Raw genomic sequence first — 18,926 nt, 5'->3', positions numbered from 1 at the left:
CTACGAGCCTGTAAGAGTGATGCTATAATTGATCACTTCTTTTTTCAGTCATAATTATCCTGCACGTGTTCGGTATTCTTCCACATTTTTATGACGATAAACAGGTACCCTGCCAATGAAAGCACCAGAAAGGTGTAAAAGAAGATCATTCTGCCGGGAGTAGACTCTTCCGGTACAGCAAAACCCAGGTATAACCCAAGAAATACATTTATCAGCATCCAGAAAAAACCCAGGAACACCGTCCGCATGATCCGGACAAAATAGTTCACGATCCTCATATCGAAAGGTTCCTTCCTGTCCTGCTGTGGTTCCTGATTTTCCATATCAATTATTGTGTTTAAGGGAGGCATAATTTACGAAGCGCCAGACTGTCTCCTTTGAAAACGTTGAAGTCAACTGTAGTAGAAATACCGTTCACCCGGCCGATATCGCTGTGTTGCCAGAACAACCATTGACGCTGTGTGGATGGCCGCTCTTTCTGATAATAATGGGCTACCCACAAAGGATAACGGTCAAATTCCTCTCCAAGATATGTTTCGTAGAAATGTATGTTAGTATAAATGATCGGCTTTACCCCGTAGGCTTTTTCCATCTCTTCCAGCCAGATCCTGGCAGTAGACCTGATCACTGCAGGAGGTTGGTTATTGTGCGTTTCTATATCCAGCACCGGCGGAAGATCTCCCGATTCGAGCTGTACGACATTCTGAAAGTTGATCACCTGCTTCAGCGGGTCGCGGGTGGAATAGAAAAAATGGTACGCCCCTCTTACAATGCCTGCTTTGCCGGCCTTCTGCCAGTTCTGCTTAAATAAGGCATCCTGCCGGGTAATACCCTCTGTAGCCTTGATAAATGCAAAAGAGATATGGATACGGTCTACCTGCATTTGTTCCACCGCCGCCCAGTTAATGTTCTTCTGGAACTTAGATACATCAATCCCATGGATGGAATAGTTAACCGGCATGTCGATCCCAAATTCTTCATACCTGACAAAATTCAGGGCTTCCTCTCTCTCACGCCACCACAGCCATGCTCCAAATGTCGCACATAGGAGGAATAACAGGGCGAAAATTAAACGCCTGGATTTCTTGATTCGGAGTTTTGGCACTTTTTATTTATTCGGCTTTTCACATTAAAGGGACGGTATTTAATGCTCACATTTTCAATCTTATTCCCAATTTCACAGCAAGTATAATTATTATTATACATAACCGGCATAGATATCTTAATTTTACAACAATAAGTGATGTTGTTATGCCTGAATTCAATCTAAATGATACCCTCAACCTGATGTCCAAGTTCACGCTACGCCGTGGCTGGAACGCCGCCAAGGTGTTAAGCAGCTACTTCGTAAGCAAGTGGACCGGTAAACCTATTCAATGGGGTTACCCCATCTCGGTTTCATTTGAGCCAACAACATCCTGTAACCTGCGATGCCCTGAATGCCCCAGCGGCTTACGGGCCTTTACCCGGCCCACTGGTATGTTGCAGCAGGATTTCTTCAGGAAAACGATAGATGAGGTCTATAAAGAACTGTTATACCTGATATTTTATTTTCAGGGAGAACCTTTCCTGAATCCCGGCTTCCTGGAAATGGTCAAATATGCCCATGCGAAAGGTATTTATACCGCTACCTCTACCAACGCCCATTACCTCACAGATGAGAATGCCCGTAAAACTGTGGAAAGCGGTTTGGACAGATTGATCATCTCCATCGATGGTACAACCCAGGATGTATATACGCAGTACCGTGTAGGTGGTAACCTGGAAAAAGTAATACAGGGGGCAAAGAATATCGTAAAATGGAAAAAAGAACTGAACTCAAAAACACCATTTGTTTTTTTCCAGTTCCTGGTAGTAAAACCTAATGAGCATCAGATTGAGGATATAAAGCAACTGGCCAAAGAGATTGGTGTGGATGAAGTTCGCTTTAAGACGGCTCAGGTATATGATTATGAAGAAGGTAACCGCCTGATCCCAACTATTGACAAATACAGCCGTTATCACAAAAATGACGACGGTACCTATACGATCAAGAATAAAATGGGCAATCACTGCTGGCGTTTATGGCATTCCCCGGTAATTACCTGGGATGGGCTGGTGGTGCCATGTTGTTTCGATAAAGACGCTCAGCATAAACTGGGGGACCTTAAAAAGGAATCACTGAAGGAGTTATGGCATAATGATAATTATGTCCGGTTCAGGACGCAGATCCAAACGGGTCGTAAGAATATCGATATCTGTGCTAACTGCAGTGAGGGAACAAAGGTTTGGGGATAACAACCCTTAATCTTCTTCTTTTTCGGCGGCAGCTTTTGCTTTCTTCTTTTTGCTACGGCCTTTCCGGAACTTGTCAAAGAGATTAATACCTAACCGTACACCCGCAAATTCCAATGCTGTCATCAGCGCACTGGTGCTAAGGGATTTAAACTTTCCACTCTGCCAGGCCACCTTCGCAATGCGCCCTGCTATCCCTAGGAATGCGCTATGCTTAGCGCTGCCGGGAAGCACAGAGTTCAAAGCCATTTTTCCATAGTTACCTTTGAAATATTGTACCCGGTCTCCTAACTCATGTTCCAATGCACGGGAACGTTTCTTCAGCCGGTTTATCTCTTTTTGTAACAGGTCTCCATTAGTTACTTTCACCTTGGGCATGTGTAAAGGTTTATCGCTACGCTTTCAATGATTAGATTATAATTGTTCATATAATTCTTCATCCTCTTCCACTTTTTTCCTCTCAAATTCCTCTTCTATCTCCTTTTTCTGGTCCCTATCTTCTTCCCCGGTCTCCATATCCATTTCACTCATTAGCTCTTTGATCAGCATATTGGACAAAGGTGTTTGGATCAGTGGCTTACGGAAGATGAGCAGAATACCCAGCAGCACAACGAACAGGGCTGCCGAACATGAGAAGCCGATAGTAAAACTATTAGTCATCTCGCCGATCCAGAAACCGAGCACCATACCCAGGAAAACAACGACGAAAAAGAACAGCAGGAAAGCCAGTATCAATGAGAAGAAAAGCCCTAAAGCTTTTGATAGCTTTCCTGCTGCCTGGAGTTTAATCAGATCCAAACGGGTTTCCAGGTATTCCTTGGCAACCTTGCCTGTCTGATTGAAGTAATTGCTGAAATTATCTTCCATGCAAATATTTTTTGTGCGACAAGGGTTTACGCCAATTCGTTTTCCAGCGCATCTTCAAAATGCTCTTTCCTCTTCTTAAACTTCTCTTTTAACTTATCTGCCTGAAATTTCAGCTTTTCTACGAGTTCGTCTCTTTTGTCAGTATTCAATAAATAACCTACAGCCACACCTACTGCGGCACCAACAATGAATGATACAACTGCTTTTGAACTGTTGTTCGCCATAAAATAATAGTTTTAAAAGATGAACAATGGTTTTGTAATTCGTACTGTACAGGTTACAAACACTATTCCAATAATTTTAATCTTTCCATAATCACTATTAATAAAATATTACCCTGTACTGGAATGTGGCCGGTAACCTGTTCTGATTAAACACTTTATAGGGATGATTGGTTTAACTTATACCAGCCGGTACTATTGCAGGGAACGGTATTCTTTTTGCACAATCGATTATATCACTGACAGAATAACCTCTCAACCTTATGAGCGTAATAGACAACGAGCGAATTAAACAAGTCAGCTTTCTGTTGATCATTGTTCTGCTGGCATTCGTGCTCTTCTCGGAACTGTATACTTTTTTCCCCGGATTTCTCGGCGCGATCACCATGTATATCCTCAGCAGAAAATATATGTTCCGGTTGGTAGAAGAACGTAAATGGCGTAAAAGTGCCGCTGCTGCACTGTTGATGTTCATGTCCTTCATCATCATTCTGCTGCCTTTCGGCTTGCTCATAAACATGCTTACCAATAAGATCGGCTATGCAGTTACTCATTCTTCAGAGCTGATCGCCGGCCTTAAAACAGTGAATGACCGGATACAGGCAGCTACCAAGATAGACATCCTTTCACAGGTACGACTGGAAAGGCTGCAGGAATACCTGACCTCAGTATTGCCTGGACTGTTGGGCGCCACCTTTAACATCCTAACCGCCATCGCTATACTCTATTTTATCCTGTACTTTATGTTGGTGAACGGAAGGGAAATGGAAGCCTGGCTATATGAATATATTCCTTTGAAAGACGAGAACGTATTACGGCTTGGGACTGAATTCCATAAACTGGTGATCGCCAATGCGGTGGGAATTCCACTAATTGCGGTCATACAAGGTATCGTGTCGTTGGTTGGTTATTTTATTTTTCAGGTTCCCCAGCCCCTGTTCTGGTTTGCCGTAACCTGCTTTACAGCTATGTTGCCTGTAGTTGGAGCAGCTGCAGTATATGTGCCTATGGGTGTTTACCTTCTCGCTACCAATATGACCTGGCAGGGCATCGGTGTGCTGGTATATGGTTTTGCTGTAGTGGGTACTTCTGATAATTTATTTCGCCTGATCCTGGCAAAGAAGATCGGAGATGTGCACCCCCTGATCACCGTTTTTGGTGTGCTGATAGGTGTGAATCTTTTCGGGTTTATCGGGCTGATTTTTGGTCCCCTGCTCATCTCCATGTTCATCCTCCTGCTGGATATCTATTCCAACGAGTTCCTGACCAAAAAACGTGAGGTAAGGGTGCAGCGGTGATGTTACCGGTAATAGCTATTCTCTGATATATATGCAGCCACATTGTCCGGCACCAGGTAACGGATGGATTTTCCCTCCTGGATCCATTTACGTATGTCTGTAGACGAAATATCCAGCATAGGCGCTTTCAATACCTCCACCCTGGCGCCATGTGTCTCAGTTACTTCGTGTCCCGGGCGCAGGTAAACATAGATGGGATAGTTCCGGATGATCTGCTGATAGTTACGCCAGCGGGTGATATTCTGGAAACTATCGCTACCCATAATGATCGTGAATTCTTGTGTGGGAAACTTCTCTGTCAGATAGGTGAGGGTATCGATGGTAAAGGAGGGTCTTGGCAGGGAAAACTCAATGTTGCTGGCCCTGAGCTTGGGTTCGTCTTTAATAGCCAGTTCTACCAGGTGAAAGCGGTTATGTTCATTTAGTAATGATCCTGCCGGTTTTAAAGGGTTTTGAGGTGATACCACCAGCCATACTTTATCGAGGTCCGTATTGTATGCCACATAGTTAGCTATAATCAGATGCCCGGTATGTATAGGATTAAAGGACCCAAAATACAAGCCTATCTTCATGCCCCTGTTTTTTGAGCGTGAATGTAATCAATAATAGGGATATGTGATATATGTGACTACGAGAGTGGCTTAAACTGCTCGAACATCATTCCGCATTGCCGGCAGAAATGCAGGGCTCTGCAGAGGGTAGACCCGAAGGGAGAACGCAGATAAGTGTTTTCGCTTCCACAGTGTGGGCAGTTCACTTTGACCAGCATGTCCATACTGACGTCTCCTTCGTGTCTGCCGGGAGGAGCGATACCAAAATCGCGGAGTTTCTCTTTTGCCTCGGCAGTCAGACGGTTACTATTCCAGTTCACTTCCTTATCCACACTTACGAATGCCGGCATCTGGAGGTCTTTCTCAACGGCATTTTTAATGTTTTCCTTAATGATGTCTATTGCAGGGCAGGCTGCAAAGGTAGGGATCATCTTAATGTGCACACCTTCTATATCCACTTTAACGTCTGTGATCATGCCCAGTTCCAGTACGCTTAATACAGGAATCTCCGGATCCATCACCTGTTCGAGCGAATTATATACGGCCTGCAGTGTTGTTATTGTTTGCATAGTTATTTATTTCTACCAGGTTGCTTCAGGGTCAAGACGGAATACTTCTCCCATTTCATTGAGTAATTGCTGCAAATGCGGGGTATGCTTACCGGTGCGGCCGCCATATACAGGGGCCGTCAGCTCCGGCAATACCAGGCCAGCTTTCTCCATGACCGGGGATATGTGACCCAGCCACTGTGTATATAAAGCCGCTTCTCCGGGATAGATCTCTTCTGCTATCAGCAGCTCCTCTGCCGGTCCCGGTTCAAAGATGCCGCCAGCCAGCTGAAAGCTGGTATCCAGCGCCGCCTGCATACGCTCGCGACTTTCCTTCCCAGCGGTACAGAGTTGTATGATCCAGGCGTCTGCATGCAGCGTATGATACTTCAGTTCTCCCTTTACCTTTCCGGCCAGATGCTGAAAAGGAGCATACTTGCTTTGTGCCAGGGCCTGATATCGTACAGTCTCGGCATGATCAAAAAGGAAGTGCCGCATCAGGCTGAAATCATAAGATCCGATAGGCATTTCCACGAAGTGGCAGCAGCGGAAGTCTTCTGCATTCCGGAGGAACGCAAACTGGTCCGGATCAGAGCCACCGAAGTGCTCCTGTAGTATGCGATAAAGAGCCAATGCGTGGCCTATCTTGTCCTGCGCCATGGAAGAAAAGGCTATATCCTCTTCCATAACAGGGCCTAAGCCCGTCCATTCAGAATTGCGATGCCCGATCACCAGTTCATCATCCGCCATTTTTGTGATCAGTTCCTGTAGTGCTTCTTGTAATTGCATTGGGATATGTGGGGGGACTATTTTGTGTGTGCTTTAAACTTGTTGATCTTTTCCATGACCTTGAAACCGCTGGCATCCCGGTAAGTTTTGTCCGGGTTGTTGGCAAACATGTCTTCATCTTCCAGGTCGAACGCGAGAATATCTGCGCTGCGTACTACCCATAGATTCACACATTTCTTGCGGCGTCCAAATTGTTCCTTGGCAAAGATCAATGCCAGATTAGCGTCGGGGGCATGTACGCATCCTACATGTTCGTGGTGCGCCCCTCTTTTTTCCTGGTGAAATACTTCGAATACATTCCAGTTCTCTCCTTCTTCTACCTTAAAGGAGCCGTCATTCTTATCTAACCTGAGCCGGTTAACACGTGGATCTAGTGAGTCATTCATAAATCGTGGTCTACATTATAATAATTACGTGGAGGGGCTATTACGCCACCGGGAGCGCACTTCGTTCCATTTCTTCAGGACGCATGAGGGCTTTTCTGATCCAGCGCCCATGTTCTTCTGCCCATTTCCTTACATCCAGTCTCTCTTTATTGCATGGTCCATTCCCTTTGATCACTTCAAAAAAGAGGTCCCAATCAGGATCAGAGTATTCCCATTTACCTGTATCCGGGTTCTTTCTTAACAGCGGATCAGGAAGGGTGAGTCCCAGTTCCCATATCTTAGGGACGTATGCATCCAGGAACTGGTTACGCATATCGTCGTTGCTGGCCATTTTCACCTTCCATTGCATCAGCTTTTCGCTGTGGTTGGAGGTTTTATCCGGCGGACCGAAGAAATGCATGATAGGCTGCCACCAGCGGTTAAGCGCATCCTGCAGCATCGCCTTCTGGGCCGGCGTACCGGTAGCCAGTTCTATGAAGGCGTCATGTCCCTGTTTCAGGTGGAAGCTTTCTTCATAACAGATCCTTTCCAGGGCGCGGCAGTATGGTCCGTAGGAGCCTTTAGAATTGGCCACCTGGTTTACAATTGCCGCAGCATCGATGAGGAACCCGATCACGGTAACGTCGGCCCAGGTTTCGGCCGGGTAGTTAAAGACGTTGGAATACTTGGACTTTCCGCTCAGCAGATCATTGATCATCGCTTCCCGGGATTTGCCCAGTGTTTCTGCTGCATTGTACAGCAGTTGTCCATGCCCTACCTCGTCCTGCACCTTGGCAATCAGCGCCAGTTTGCGTTTGAAACCCGGCGCCCGGGTGATCCAGGTACCCTCTGGCAGGGCTCCTATTATTTCGGAATGTGCGTGTTGTTCGATCAGTCGTATGAGCTGTCTGCGATATTCCGCCGGCATCCAGTCGCCCGGTTCAATTTTTTCCCCTCTGGCAATACGCGCTTCAAAAGCGGCCAGTTTTTCAGGATCATCATGCAGTTGTTCTTCCCGCTGCTGTTTCCTGTTGGGTTCGTCGAAAATATATCCGCCACCGTACATAGTGCGATTGTTTTGGTAGGTTGTAAGTTACGAAAAAATGTACCTTTAACTCTGAGGAGGTACTATGTTTTTATTCCTTCAGCTCATATGGTGTTGTTTCCCGCAGCCTGTCAGGTCACTGAAGGCCTCGCTACCTCCTACTGTCATCAAGGTGGTCTTCTCACCAGACAGACGGCCTGAAAATCCAAACTCTGACAGCCTGTTTTACCAGCCTCACCGGAAACTCCGCTGGGCCGACTTTAAGGCCACTCCTCCCCTCCGCGGACCAAGTGGCGCAGTATCCTATACCAGTTTCGCCTATGAAGGCAACAGCCTTCAGCGGAAAGATACCTTGCAGATCAACCTCACATTACAGGTGTTCTTTGTAAAGAGTGCTTCCTGGGTCAAATCCTTTGCAAAGGACGACTTTGCCCTGGAGCATGAGCAACTGCATTTTGATATTACCTGGCTGGTTGCACTCAGGTTCCAGCAACGCATTAAAAGTATCGAACTGACGGCTGAAGATTTCGACAGTATCATTCAGTATCAATACATTGAGTCTTTCCGGGAAATGAATAAGTTACAGGAAGCGTATGACCGGGAAACCAACCACGGACAGGACCCGGCCGCCCAGAAAAACTGGAAGCGCTCTATTGGAGAAGCGCTGGCAGCATTAACACTGGAAGGCGCTCTTACTCCTCATTTAACTCCCTTATCAGCAGATTCCAGGACGGTCAGCACTTTTAACACCGCCTGGTAATAGAAAGATGGCAGGATGCCTTTGAACTCATCCGATACCTGGTGGTAATCAGGATGGTCTTCCACGCCGAAATAAAGCATGGGGATCTTTAATTTATAGAATTCATAGTGATCGCTCTGGTTGATCCAGTTATTATGTCCCTCGTCTTTTTTATCGTGACCAGAAAGCAATTTCACTGCTCCGCCGGTATTGACGCCATCATCCACATACTTTTTCAGCTCGGGGAATTGGGTTAATCCACACACATACAATTCGTTCTTTTCATTCCGGCCTATCATATCCATATTGATATTCAACACTATCTGTGTAATTGGCACCGGTGGTTGCTTCACAAAGGCTTTCGCTCCCTGTAATCCTTCCTCCTCACCATCAAAAGCCACGAAGATCATGGTATGTTCGGGCTGGTGTTTCTGATAATAAGCCATCAGCGCCAGCAATCCTCCTACCCCTGAGGCATTATCATCCGCGCCATTATAGATACTGTCTTTACCAGCTGTTGTGTTGCTGCGTATTCCAAGATGGTCGTAGTGTGCGGAAACAACAATTGCGGATTCAGATTTCCCTTTGATGTAGCCAAATAGATTGGTACCCATGATCTGCTTCTCTCCTATATTAAAATAGAAGGGATACTCGTATGTGTTGTGGAATGCAGATAGTCCTGCCTGTTTAAAACGTCCGATAAGATAGAACTGGGCCAGTCGGCTGCCACGGGTGCCGGCCATCCGGCCTTCGTATTTGTCAGAAGAAAGGGTCTGTATATCTTTTATTAACTGGGTGGAGTCTATTAATGACTGAGCATGTGTACTAACAGCCAATAAAAGCAGCAAGCTGTGGATGACTATTTTCATACCTTATGTGGTTATAGTGCAATATAAGGTATTTCACTGCGTGCCCCTTACCAGCCACCTATTTCAACAACTGAAATGCGAGCAGGCCAAAGAGATATGCCAATGTGGTCATATACACAAACTGGACAGCCGGGAACTTCCAGGATTTCGTCTCCCTTTTTACAATGGCCAGGGTACTCATACACTGCATAGCAAAGGCGTAGAACAACATCAGGGAGATGCCACTGGCCAGGGTATATACCGGCCGTCCATCCCTCCAGGTGGCATTGCTCATCTTTTCACGCAACGTAGCATCGCCATCCTCCGGAGACTCACCTACACTGTACAGGGTCGCCATCGTGCCCACAAACACCTCACGGGCAGCAAAGGAGGTGATCAGCGCTATACCGATCTTCCAGTCGTATCCCAGCGGACGGATTACCGGTTCAATAGCATGTCCTAATACACCGGCATAGGAATTTGCCAGTTTTTCGGATTGCAGTTCCATGTCCAGCTGTTCCTTTTGTTCAGGATGCGCAGCCTTTAATTGTTCATATTGAGCGGTCACCTGGTGCATCTTCTCCCTGGGACCATAGGAGGCAAGGAACCAGAGGATGATGGAGATCACCATGATCACTTTACCGGCGTCGGTAATGAAGATCTTAGCTTTCTGCACCATGGTAGTGCCTACATTCGCCCAGCGGGGTGCCCTGTATACCGGCAGTTCCATGATGAAATAGCTCTTTTCCTTTATAGAGATGAATAGCTTCAGTATTGCGGCAATGATTAAGGCCATGACGAAACCCAGTAAATATAATCCCATCATCACCACTCCCTGGAGGTTCAGGAAGCCCAGCACGGGTTTATTGGGTATCACCAGGGCAATCATCACGGTATAAATAGGCAGACGCGCAGAACAGCTCATGAGAGGGGTGATCAGAATAGTGATCAGGCGTTCCTTCCTGTTTTCAATATTGCGGGTGGCCATAATGGCGGGTACGGCACAAGCCACACCACTGATCAGCGGCATTACTGATTTTCCATTTAAACCCACCTGTCTCATCAGCCTGTCGGTCAGGAAACTGATCCTGGCCATATAGCCGGTATCTTCCAATACAGTAATGAAGGCAAACAGGATCATGATCTGCGGTACGAATACGGCAATACCACCTAAACCAGCGATAATACCATTCACCAGGATATCCGTCAGCCAATTGTCCGGCAGCACATCCTTCAGCCAGCCGCTTACAGCACCAAAACCGGCCTCTATCCAATCCATCGGGAAAGATGCCAGCCAGAATATGCTCTGGAACATAAAGAACATGATCCCCAGCAGGATCACATATCCCCAGAAGCGGTGCAACAGCAGGTTATCCAGTTTCTCCGTCTGCAGCTGTTTCTGCAAAGGATCGGCTTCCACCACGGAATTCTTCATGATGTGTTTGATCCGGGCATAGCGCTGCATGATCTCTTCCGCCTGTACCTTGGTCTTATTGAAATGATATGTTTGCAGGATGTTGGTAATAGCCAGCTTTTGTCCGCCGTTCAGGAATGGCAGTTCGTGGTGATTTACCGCCACGTGCAGGGCAGCATAGTCGCTTTTTACCTGTACATACTTCCTGATTTCCGTTACAACCTCCGGGGCCAGTGCCTGGCTGTCAATAAAATCGCGGGGCTGAACGGATTGTTTTTCCCGGGCCAACAGGTCGATCATCTTCTTCAGCTCCGGGATTCCCTTATTTTTCCGGGGATTAATTGTCACCACCGGTACCCCTAATTCTCTTTCCAGCCCGGCCTCATCGATCTCCACGCCTTTTTTCCGGGCGATGTCCATCATGGTAAGGCCAATAATGACAGGAATTTTCAGGTCCATGATCTGGGAACAGAAGAGCAGGTTCCGCTTCAGATTGGCGGCATCGGCTATAATGAGGATCATGTCAGGCTGTTCATCGGCGGAGGGGTTTACGAGTACATCGTAGGTAACAAACTCGTCTGCGCTTTTAGGATAAAGGCTGTAAGTACCCGGCAGATCGATAATATTGGCCTGCAGATTGGCAGAAATGGTGGCGGCACCCGTCTTTTTGTCGACAGTAACGCCCGGAAAGTTGCTAACTTTCTGATTCAGACCCGTCAACGCATTAAAGAGCGAACTTTTCCCACTATTTGGATTTCCTACCAGCGCAATATTGACCGTTGCTTTTTTTGTTGCCTGCATTCCTTAGCCTTATCCTGATAAACGTTTAAAAAAGCAAAACTATGAATTAATACGGCAGGGCTGATATCGGATCGGGAAAAAAGATGAGACATAAAAAAACCACGGTAAAAACCGTGGTATGTGTTTCTTTAACTATTGAACTTATTGTGATGACAAAGTTTTCTCCAGGTTCACAATCCCATCACTTAATCAGTTTATAGAAGCTGTAGGCGATCACACTCATACCGTCCAGCGCGACTTCACTATGTTTAGCAGCCGGCGTTTTATCTGATCCGCTATCTTCTACAGGTGTTTTATTTTCCTGGTTTCCTCCCTTATAGCGATAATTCCTTTCTACAGAATCCGCCTTGTTTTCAGGAGTACTGTTGTTGTCAGAGTCGCTCCCATGCTCCACGTTAAGATCTTCCGGGTAACCATTTTCATTCATTTTGAACTCAACCTGGCCTTTCTGATGGTAATGTCCCCACTCATCCCAGTCATCATCATTGTCCCAGTGATTATTATAATAGTTCAGGCTTTTGTCCATCACTATATGTTTGTTCGCTGGTACTTTCACGACGATCCTCACATGTTGTCCTCTGAATTTTGAATTGGTCGGGATGGATATTCCATTGGGTACATAAAGAATGGAATCCTTCTGAACGATCTGGTATTGTATTTCTCTGGCCAGTTCCCTTGCCTGGGACACTCTTCTACCCCGGGAGTAGCGCTCAACATACACTTCGAAACTATCGGTGTCGCTCTTCTCCACTTTTATTCTGGCCGTATTGATGATAACGGTGTCTTCGGCTACTCGTAAAATATCGTCGAAAAATTCTATCTCGTCGATGCCGGTATAATCTTCCGACTGTTTAATGACTAACGTTTTGCCAGAAGGTTGCACGAGTGCAAATTTTTCTTTTATAGGAGTACTGCCGGTACGGAAGTCTTTTATTACAGAAACTATCAATACGATAGCGGAAATCAATCCTGCAAACCAGAGCAGGCTGAGGGTATACCCTACATAGCGGTTGGCTTCTTTTATGCCGGTTGCTTTGCGGACAAAGAATATGATCAGCGCCACAATGGGAATACCGATCAGGAATAATATAGACACCCACAGCAGCAGGTTCTGTAAGGGACCAGCCAGTATCAGGTTCTTAAGTGGGAAGAGGGCCGCAGAAGATGCGGTGATGGCAATTCCTACACCGATGAGGGAAAGCAGGATCACTACCGCAAGAAAATAAAAGAATCCCTTGGTCAGTAACAGCAGGACTTTTCCTAATCCTTCAAAGAGGTTGCGAAAAATCCTTTCTATATCACTTCCAAATTGTCTTCCGCGGCCCTGGGAAAAATTTCTTACGTCATTTCCGAAGTTCTTCAGATGACCTTTTGCCGCGTTGAGCTCATCCTGTACGGTAGTTCTGATGTTATGCACATCTACCTTCTCGCCCCTCATCTGCAGCTTTTCAGCTGCAGTGTTGGCTTCGGGAGTTACTACCCAGAGGATAAAGTATACAAGGATGCCGGTACCAAAGCCACCGATGGCCAGGAGGGCAAATATGATACGGAATACCACCGGGTCTACGTTCAGGTAAGCACCCAGGCCTCCGCACACGCCGCCCAGTACTTTACTGTCCGGATCGCGGTACAGTCTCTTACGCGGGCGTATACTATCATATACCGGATCGTTTGCAGGAGCCTGCTTCTGACTGCCTTCTTCGGCCTCGTCAAACTGCTCAGGAGTGCCCATAGCTGCTTTCACAGATTGTACATCCTCATCAGTGATACAATGGGTCGTTTTTAATTTATTCAGGAACAGTTCCGCTATGCGGCTCTCGATATCACTCACAATTTCATCCCCACCCTCTTCGCGGGCAAAATACCGCGTCAGACTATCCAGGTATTGCCGCAAAATCTCATATGCGCTATCTTCTATAGCTATGAGGCGGCCTGCCAGGTTTATGTTAATAATCTTTTTCATTTCGAGTCTCTATTTTAGGTTTTGGTTATTGGATGGTAGTTTGTTAATTACTTGTGAGCTGTGTGACCGCATTCGCCAGCTCGTTCCAGGTTGCTTCCAGTTCCTTGTAGAACAATTCTCCCTTTTCGGTCATGGAAAAATATTTCCTGGGCGGTCCTGAACTGCTTTCGACCCATCGGTAAGAGAGCAATTCTGCGTTTTTAAGTCGTGTGAGTAGCGGGTAAAGGGTGCCCTCCAGGATGTCCAGCTTCGCCTCTTTCATTTTTTCTATAATGTCTGAAGGATAAGCTTCTCCTTGCTTGATGACTGAGAGAATGCAGAATTCCAGCACCCCTTTTCTCATCTGTGACTGTGTGTTATCTATATTCATGGCAAGTGAGCTTTATGAATAAAATGATACTTGTACATTTCTAATGGTGGTTTTTGATATTTACAGTGTAAAGATAGGAACTTTATACTACTATGCAATACACAATACCATAGAAAACAAAATAACTTGCTTTAGATATTACCGCAGTTAATCTCCAAATCCAGCCATGGCAGGGCATTGGGGACCACTTCTCGCCTGATTAAAAAATTTTCCTTTTGTGATGAATGGTATTAGAACGGTATGAACGTACCAAGTAGGTATTTTTCCTGAACCACCAGACCCCCAGTATTAATTCCTTTATAATTAAGGAATTTGCAAAGACATCTCATTGAGAATGCTTATTTATTGCATCCTTCCTCGTACTGTCTTCATCATTTTACCGGCATTTCCATATCATTTCACCGGCATATCTATATCGAAGGGATATAGATATGCCGGTAAAGTGATATCCAGATGACGGTATAGCGATATGGAGATATAGAAGACTGATGAAACTCAGAGCGGACTGGCATTAGAATAAGACTAAAGAAGCAGGACCGTGCTGAAGTGAAAAAAGCCCTGGTTTGCCAGAGAATGCTCTGAAATTGAACCTTATAGGTTACAGCCATTCATCATAAAAGGTGATTTAACATTTTTTTAAATGGTATATTTACAAAGTCGACTTCGGCTTACCTATTTTTGTACGGAACGATGAAAAGAATTATTGGCATATTCCTCCTGGCACTGATGTGCACACAGCTCCTTCCAATCAAGGAGATGGGGAGGCTATTGTTCAATAATCAGATCGTCGAAGAACATCCTGTAGAAGATGGTGGTTGCGGAGATCTGGTAAAACTGGGTAAGGAATTAAAGTTCCTGAAGCATGACAATACCCTCCAGTTTGAACCTTCGTTACTGGTAAAAAGTCTTCATTATAACTTCTTTGCGGAAATTCCCCAGAGTCCTGCCCGCGAGATCCACTGTCCCCCACCCAACTGTTAATAGTATTATGCTTTAGCCCTCGTTGATTGCCTGAGAAGGCATTCAAGACATGCTGCTAACGCATATTCTTCACTTTCCGGGCGCATCATACTGCGCTTCATTTACTATTATCCATATTTCATTCACTTAACAGGAGTACCGTCACTATGCCTGGTAGTACTATGGCAGACGTATTCTCTGTTTTCAACGCATTGCGTTTCTAAATCCTTCTGACTATGAGCAGGCAATCTATATTCTCCAACCTGAAGAGTGATTTCTCGGCCGGTCTTGTTGTATTTCTGATAGCGGTACCTCTTTGCCTGGGTATTGCCCTGGCATCAGGAGCTCCTTTATTTGCCGGAATGATTTCCGGTATAGTAGGTGGTTTGGTGATCGGATCACTAAGTGGTTCCCAACTGAGTGTAAGCGGACCAGCTGCCGGTCTTACGGCAGTGGTATTGACCGCCATCACCAAGTTTGGTGTATTCGACATCTTCTTAATGGCAGTTGTAGTTGGTGGTGTAATGCAGCTGGCACTCGGTCTGTTAAAAGCGGGTGTTGTAGCTAATTACTTCCCATCCAATGTCATCAAGGGGATGCTGACCGCTATCGGTATCATTATTATCCTGAAGCAGTTACCGCATGCTTTCGGTTATGACGCCGACTCTGAAGGAGATTTCGCATTCATCCAGATAGATGGAGATAACAGCATCACCGCTTTACTCTCCACATTGAATCATATTCATCTTGGGGCAACATTAATTACCCTGGTTTCAATAGCGATCATTCTCTACTGGAATAAGATCCCGAAAGTGGGTATAATCCCTGCGCCACTGGTAGCAGTACTTGTTGGTGTGGGTCTGAATGCCCTTTTTATTGCAACCGGCAGTGTACTGGCAGTTGCGCCGAGCCACCTGGTAAGTCTGCCTGTGGCGAAAGATTTCAATTCTTTTATCGGCCAGTTTAGTCTGCCGGATTTCAGCGCCATTACCAATAAGGATGTATGGATCGTAGGAGCTACCATCGCGATCGTAGCTTCTATAGAAACACTGCTAAACCTGGAAGCGACCGATAAACTGGATCCGCAGAAAAGGTACTCCTCCCCTAACCGGGAATTACGGGCCCAGGGTATCGGTAACATTATAAGTGGTATGCTGGGTGGTTTGCCTGTCACATCCGTGATTGTGCGCTCCTCTGCAAATATCAACGCCGGCGCCCGCAGCAGGTTTTCTACCATCATACATGGATCCTTACTGCTGGTTTGTGCCGCACTGATACCATCCTTACTGAATAAGATCCCACTGGCTACACTGGCGGCAGTACTGCTGGTAACCGGTTACAAACTGTGTAAGATCTCCATCTTCAAAGAGATGTTTAAGAATGGTAAATACCAGTGGATCCCATTCGTGGTAACAGTAGTCGCCATCGTATTTACAGACCTGCTGATCGGTATCGCCCTTGGTATGGCGGTAAGTGTGATCGCCATCTTGCGTGGTAATATCCGCAGCTCTTATTTCTTCCGTAAGGAAAAATACAGAACCGGCGATAGTATCATCCTCGAACTGGCGCAGGAAGTATCCTTCCTGAACAAAGCAAGCATTCTGCTGACGCTGGATCATATGCCGGAAAATACCACAGTAGTAATAGACGCAAGCAAAACGACTTACATAGACTTTGACGTACTGGAAACAATCCGTGAGTTTAAAGATGTAAAAGCCGTTGAGAAAAATATCACTGTGATCCTGACCGGATTCAGGGAACAATACAAACTTCCGAATACAGAAAATATCTCTCCTGAACACCAGGAAAAGATCGCCAGCGGTCATGTGCATACCATTACCGGGAATCATGAACAATTGTTGAAAGAGCTGCAGCTGAATTAAAACAGCCGCAGCAGGAAAGGATTAATTATTAAAACAGTAAAAGTTGAAAAAAATGAAAACATTAAATAAAGCATCCCAGTCAAATATCACTCCCGCTCAGGCATATGAGCTTCTCAAAAATGGTAACGCGCGTTTTGTAGACAACCTTAGACTGCACCGCAACCTTCTGGAGCAGGTAAATGAAACCCGTGATGGTCAGTGGCCAATGGCTGCTATTGTAAGCTGTATGGACTCCCGTACATCTGCAGAACTCATTTTTGACCAGGGACTGGGCGACATCTTCAGTATCCGTCTGGCAGGTGCAGTGATTTCTGATAATGTACTGGGTAGTCTTGAATATGCCTGTAAAGTAGCGGGCTCAAAATTTATCGTTGTACTCGGACATACAAAATGCGGCGCTATTAAAGGCGCCTGTGATAAAGTGGAAATGGGTAACCTGACCGGATTGCTGGGTAAGATCACTCCGGCAGTGTATGCTGAAAAGACGATCAAAGAAAACAGAACATCTTCAAACCCTGAATTTGTAGACGCAGTAACAGACCTGCATACTAAGCGTTCGGTACAGGCTATCATGGAGCAGAGCCATATTCTGCGCGACATGATCCTGAATGGCGAAATCGGCATTATCGGCGCTGTGTATAATGTGGAAACAGGCGTGGTAACCTTCCATGAAGACACCCTGGTGATAGGTAGAGAGACGTTCAAAGAGGCGCTGGAAGCGGTAACCGCTTAAGGGCCAACAACAGTTGACAAGCCATGCTTGTAGTCATATACAAAGGAAAAGCCGCTCTTCTCCAGGAGTGGCTTTTTTCTTTATGCTATGTTTATATCTTTCTGAGTCGTTCTGCTGCCTGTTCCAGTGTTTCCATCTTCTTCGCAAAGCAGAACCGCACTACATGATCATCCTTTCCATTTTCATAAAATGCGGATACAGGGATGCTGGCCACACCAAATTCCTTCGTAATACGGGTGGCAAAATCCTTGTCTCCCTCATCCGAGATACGGTCATAACGCATTAGCTGGAAATAACTTCCTTTTGAGGTCAGCGGTGTAAAGCGCGTGTCTTTCATCAGCTCCAGGAAATAATCCCTTTTCTGCTGGTAAAAGCCTGGCAGGGAGAGATAGTGTTCCGGCGTCTGAAGATAGCGGGAAAGCCCATATTGCATAGGTGTATTCACAGAGAAACACAGGTACTGATGCACTTTCCGGTATTCTGCCATCAGATGCGCAGGCGCTACACAATAGCCCATTTTCCAACCCGTGTTGTGGAATACCTTTCCGAAGGAGAAGGTTACAAAACTGTTGCGCAGTAATTCCGGATAACGCAATATACTGAGGTGCGCTTCCCCATCATATACCAGATGCTCATATACCTCGTCGGACAATACAAGCAGGTTATGTTCTGTCACAATCTTTTGCAGTTCTTCCAGGTCTTCCCGGCTAATGATACTAGCGGTAGGATTGTGCGGGGTATTGATCATGATCATCTTTGTACGCGGCGTGATCTTACTACGCACCAGGTTCCAGTCAATACTATAATCAGGAAAAGACAGGGGAATCAATACCGGTACACCACCGTTCACCAATACGTTGGGAATATAGCTATCGTAGGCGGGTTCAAATATAATGACTTCGTCACCGGGACCAATACACGTAGCAATAGCAGTAAAGATCGCATAGGTGCCTCCGGGCGTGATCGTAATCTCTGTATCCGGATTTACCTGTTGCGCGTAGAGACTTTCGATCTTTTGTGCTATCACTTCTCTTAGCGGAATAATACCCGGCATGGGAGCATATTGATTATACCCATCCTCCATGGCATCATTTACCAGTCTTTTCAACAATTCATCACAATCAAAATCGGGGAAGCCCTGTGAGAGATTAATGGCTTTGTGTTGCGCAGCAAGCGCAGACATGACAGAGAATATGGTGGTACCTACCTTAGGAAGTTTTGACATAAAAAACGGATGATCAATTGCGAATTAATGTC

Annotated in this window: 21 protein-coding genes; 6 read left to right on the top strand and 15 right to left on the bottom strand. The window is 45.9% G+C overall.

Annotated elements, in window-relative coordinates:
* Nucleotides 1–44 precede the first annotated feature (44 nt).
* Together BLR32_RS06265 and BLR32_RS06260 are read right to left on the bottom strand one after the other, a co-directional pair.
* A complete protein-coding gene (locus tag BLR32_RS06265) occupies nt 45–323 on the bottom strand; it encodes a hypothetical protein (protein ID WP_089829604.1) in 279 nt (92 codons plus the stop codon).
* A gap of 14 nt (nt 324–337) precedes the next feature.
* A complete protein-coding gene (locus BLR32_RS06260; protein ID WP_089829602.1) occupies nt 338–1,105 on the bottom strand; it encodes a glycoside hydrolase family 25 protein in 768 nt (255 codons plus the stop codon).
* A 146-nt stretch (nt 1,106–1,251) separates the two neighbouring features.
* On the opposite strand from BLR32_RS06260, the gene BLR32_RS06255 reads away from it, so the two are divergent.
* Nucleotides 1,252–2,277: an SPASM domain-containing protein gene (locus BLR32_RS06255; RefSeq protein ID WP_089829600.1), complete on the top strand. Its 1,026-nt coding sequence runs from the start codon at nt 1,252–1,254 to the stop codon at nt 2,275–2,277.
* 6 nt (nt 2,278–2,283) lie between these two features.
* On the opposite strand, the gene BLR32_RS06250 is transcribed toward BLR32_RS06255, so the two are convergent.
* The 3 genes from BLR32_RS06250 to BLR32_RS06240 are packed head-to-tail and all read right to left on the bottom strand — an operon-like array spanning nt 2,284 to nt 3,365.
* Nucleotides 2,284–2,652 (bottom strand): hypothetical protein, encoded by a 369-nt coding sequence (locus tag BLR32_RS06250; protein WP_089829599.1) that lies wholly within the window; start codon nt 2,650–2,652, stop codon nt 2,284–2,286.
* A gap of 36 nt (nt 2,653–2,688) precedes the next feature.
* A complete protein-coding gene (locus BLR32_RS06245) occupies nt 2,689–3,141 on the bottom strand; it encodes a hypothetical protein (protein WP_089829597.1) in 453 nt (150 codons plus the stop codon).
* A 26-nt stretch (nt 3,142–3,167) separates the two neighbouring features.
* Complete coding sequence (locus BLR32_RS06240; protein ID WP_089829595.1) at nt 3,168–3,365, bottom strand: YtxH domain-containing protein; 198 nt, start codon at nt 3,363–3,365, stop codon at nt 3,168–3,170.
* 260 nt (nt 3,366–3,625) lie between these two features.
* Between BLR32_RS06240 and BLR32_RS06235 the strand changes: the two genes are divergently transcribed.
* Complete coding sequence (locus tag BLR32_RS06235; protein ID WP_089829593.1) at nt 3,626–4,660, top strand: AI-2E family transporter; 1,035 nt, start codon at nt 3,626–3,628, stop codon at nt 4,658–4,660.
* 2 nt (nt 4,661–4,662) lie between these two features.
* Here BLR32_RS06235 and nadD read toward each other — a convergent pair whose 3' ends face one another.
* Genes nadD through paaA form a run of 5 tightly spaced genes read right to left on the bottom strand, consistent with a single transcriptional unit; the run spans nt 4,663 to nt 7,979 of the window.
* On the bottom strand, nt 4,663–5,232 hold the full coding sequence (nadD, locus tag BLR32_RS06230; protein WP_089829591.1) for a nicotinate (nicotinamide) nucleotide adenylyltransferase: 570 nt from the start codon (nt 5,230–5,232) through the stop codon (nt 4,663–4,665).
* Between the two features lie 56 nt (nt 5,233–5,288).
* Nucleotides 5,289–5,780, bottom strand: coding sequence for a 1,2-phenylacetyl-CoA epoxidase subunit PaaD (gene paaD / locus BLR32_RS06225; RefSeq protein WP_089829590.1), 492 nt, complete (start codon nt 5,778–5,780; stop codon nt 5,289–5,291).
* Nucleotides 5,781–5,792: 12 nt separating this feature from the next.
* On the bottom strand, nt 5,793–6,548 hold the full coding sequence (gene paaC / locus BLR32_RS06220) for a 1,2-phenylacetyl-CoA epoxidase subunit PaaC (RefSeq protein ID WP_089829588.1): 756 nt from the start codon (nt 6,546–6,548) through the stop codon (nt 5,793–5,795).
* Between the two features lie 17 nt (nt 6,549–6,565).
* The gene (locus tag BLR32_RS06215) at nt 6,566–6,934 is read right to left on the bottom strand and encodes a 1,2-phenylacetyl-CoA epoxidase subunit B (RefSeq protein ID WP_089829587.1); all 369 of its coding nucleotides are present in this window, start codon (nt 6,932–6,934) and stop codon (nt 6,566–6,568) included.
* A gap of 40 nt (nt 6,935–6,974) precedes the next feature.
* Nucleotides 6,975–7,979: a 1,2-phenylacetyl-CoA epoxidase subunit PaaA gene (paaA, locus tag BLR32_RS06210; RefSeq protein ID WP_089829584.1), complete on the bottom strand. Its 1,005-nt coding sequence runs from the start codon at nt 7,977–7,979 to the stop codon at nt 6,975–6,977.
* 64 nt (nt 7,980–8,043) lie between these two features.
* Here paaA and BLR32_RS06205 point away from each other — a divergent pair, with 64 nt between their 5' ends.
* Nucleotides 8,044–8,718: a hypothetical protein gene (locus BLR32_RS06205; protein WP_089829583.1), complete on the top strand. Its 675-nt coding sequence runs from the start codon at nt 8,044–8,046 to the stop codon at nt 8,716–8,718.
* Here BLR32_RS06205 and BLR32_RS06200 read toward each other — a convergent pair.
* From BLR32_RS06200 to BLR32_RS06185, 4 genes are all read right to left on the bottom strand, one after another.
* Nucleotides 8,658–9,566 carry a M28 family peptidase gene (locus BLR32_RS06200; protein WP_089829581.1) on the bottom strand — a complete coding sequence of 303 codons (909 nt, stop codon included), beginning with the start codon at nt 9,564–9,566 and terminating at the stop codon, nt 8,658–8,660. The two genes, BLR32_RS06205 and BLR32_RS06200, sit on opposite strands and share 61 nt — an antisense overlap.
* 58 nt (nt 9,567–9,624) lie before the next feature.
* Nucleotides 9,625–11,760, bottom strand: coding sequence for a ferrous iron transport protein B (gene feoB, locus BLR32_RS06195; RefSeq protein WP_089829579.1), 2,136 nt, complete (start codon nt 11,758–11,760; stop codon nt 9,625–9,627).
* A gap of 181 nt (nt 11,761–11,941) precedes the next feature.
* The gene (locus tag BLR32_RS06190; protein ID WP_089829577.1) at nt 11,942–13,723 is read right to left on the bottom strand and encodes a PspC domain-containing protein; all 1,782 of its coding nucleotides are present in this window, start codon (nt 13,721–13,723) and stop codon (nt 11,942–11,944) included.
* Between the two features lie 43 nt (nt 13,724–13,766).
* Nucleotides 13,767–14,093 carry a PadR family transcriptional regulator gene (locus BLR32_RS06185; RefSeq protein ID WP_089829575.1) on the bottom strand — a complete coding sequence of 109 codons (327 nt, stop codon included), beginning with the start codon at nt 14,091–14,093 and terminating at the stop codon, nt 13,767–13,769.
* 690 nt (nt 14,094–14,783) lie between these two features.
* On the opposite strand from BLR32_RS06185, the gene BLR32_RS06180 reads away from it, so the two are divergent.
* The 3 genes from BLR32_RS06180 to BLR32_RS06170 all read left to right on the top strand — a co-directional run bounded on the left by BLR32_RS06180 (nt 14,784) and on the right by BLR32_RS06170 (nt 17,669).
* Nucleotides 14,784–15,074, top strand: coding sequence for a hypothetical protein (locus BLR32_RS06180; RefSeq protein WP_089829573.1), 291 nt, complete (start codon nt 14,784–14,786; stop codon nt 15,072–15,074).
* 215 nt (nt 15,075–15,289) lie between these two features.
* Nucleotides 15,290–16,936, top strand: a complete 1,647-nt coding sequence (locus BLR32_RS06175; RefSeq protein ID WP_089829571.1) for a SulP family inorganic anion transporter — start codon at nt 15,290–15,292, stop codon at nt 16,934–16,936.
* Nucleotides 16,937–16,988: 52 nt separating this feature from the next.
* Nucleotides 16,989–17,669: a carbonic anhydrase family protein gene (locus BLR32_RS06170; RefSeq protein ID WP_089829570.1), complete on the top strand. Its 681-nt coding sequence runs from the start codon at nt 16,989–16,991 to the stop codon at nt 17,667–17,669.
* 91 nt (nt 17,670–17,760) lie between these two features.
* Here the strand turns inward: BLR32_RS06170 and BLR32_RS06165 are convergent, their stop codons facing one another.
* Nucleotides 17,761–18,894, bottom strand: a complete 1,134-nt coding sequence (locus BLR32_RS06165; protein WP_089829568.1) for a methionine aminotransferase — start codon at nt 18,892–18,894, stop codon at nt 17,761–17,763.
* Nucleotides 18,895–18,926: the final 32 nt, after the last annotated feature.

It is taken from the genome of Chitinophaga filiformis, from assembly GCF_900102545.1.
GTDB classification, from domain to species: Bacteria; Bacteroidota; Bacteroidia; order Chitinophagales; family Chitinophagaceae; genus Chitinophaga; species Chitinophaga filiformis.
This window is presented reverse-complemented; position numbering and strand designations above follow the sequence as displayed.

Bases quoted from the DNA above. Each gene is read 5' to 3' on its own strand.
- BLR32_RS06265 (WP_089829604.1), bottom strand. From the start codon at position 323: ATGGAAAATCAGGAACCACAGCAGGACAGGAAGGAACCTTTCGATATG.
- BLR32_RS06255 (WP_089829600.1), top strand. From the start codon at position 1,252: ATGCCTGAATTCAATCTAAATGATACCCTCAACCTGATGTCCAAGTTC.
- BLR32_RS06250 (WP_089829599.1), bottom strand. From the start codon at position 2,652: ATGCCCAAGGTGAAAGTAACTAATGGAGACCTGTTACAAAAAGAGATA.
- BLR32_RS06245 (WP_089829597.1), bottom strand. From the start codon at position 3,141: ATGGAAGATAATTTCAGCAATTACTTCAATCAGACAGGCAAGGTTGCC.
- BLR32_RS06240 (WP_089829595.1), bottom strand. From the start codon at position 3,365: ATGGCGAACAACAGTTCAAAAGCAGTTGTATCATTCATTGTTGGTGCC.
- BLR32_RS06235 (WP_089829593.1), top strand. From the start codon at position 3,626: ATGAGCGTAATAGACAACGAGCGAATTAAACAAGTCAGCTTTCTGTTG.
- nadD (WP_089829591.1), bottom strand. From the start codon at position 5,232: ATGAAGATAGGCTTGTATTTTGGGTCCTTTAATCCTATACATACCGGG.
- paaD (WP_089829590.1), bottom strand. From the start codon at position 5,780: ATGCAAACAATAACAACACTGCAGGCCGTATATAATTCGCTCGAACAG.
- paaC (WP_089829588.1), bottom strand. From the start codon at position 6,548: ATGCAATTACAAGAAGCACTACAGGAACTGATCACAAAAATGGCGGAT.
- BLR32_RS06215 (WP_089829587.1), bottom strand. From the start codon at position 6,934: ATGAATGACTCACTAGATCCACGTGTTAACCGGCTCAGGTTAGATAAG.
- paaA (WP_089829584.1), bottom strand. From the start codon at position 7,979: ATGTACGGTGGCGGATATATTTTCGACGAACCCAACAGGAAACAGCAG.
- BLR32_RS06205 (WP_089829583.1), top strand. From the start codon at position 8,044: ATGTTTTTATTCCTTCAGCTCATATGGTGTTGTTTCCCGCAGCCTGTC.
- BLR32_RS06200 (WP_089829581.1), bottom strand. From the start codon at position 9,566: ATGAAAATAGTCATCCACAGCTTGCTGCTTTTATTGGCTGTTAGTACA.
- feoB (WP_089829579.1), bottom strand. From the start codon at position 11,760: ATGCAGGCAACAAAAAAAGCAACGGTCAATATTGCGCTGGTAGGAAAT.
- BLR32_RS06190 (WP_089829577.1), bottom strand. From the start codon at position 13,723: ATGAAAAAGATTATTAACATAAACCTGGCAGGCCGCCTCATAGCTATA.
- BLR32_RS06185 (WP_089829575.1), bottom strand. From the start codon at position 14,093: ATGAATATAGATAACACACAGTCACAGATGAGAAAAGGGGTGCTGGAA.
- BLR32_RS06180 (WP_089829573.1), top strand. From the start codon at position 14,784: ATGAAAAGAATTATTGGCATATTCCTCCTGGCACTGATGTGCACACAG.
- BLR32_RS06175 (WP_089829571.1), top strand. From the start codon at position 15,290: ATGAGCAGGCAATCTATATTCTCCAACCTGAAGAGTGATTTCTCGGCC.
- BLR32_RS06170 (WP_089829570.1), top strand. From the start codon at position 16,989: ATGAAAACATTAAATAAAGCATCCCAGTCAAATATCACTCCCGCTCAG.
- BLR32_RS06165 (WP_089829568.1), bottom strand. From the start codon at position 18,894: ATGTCAAAACTTCCTAAGGTAGGTACCACCATATTCTCTGTCATGTCT.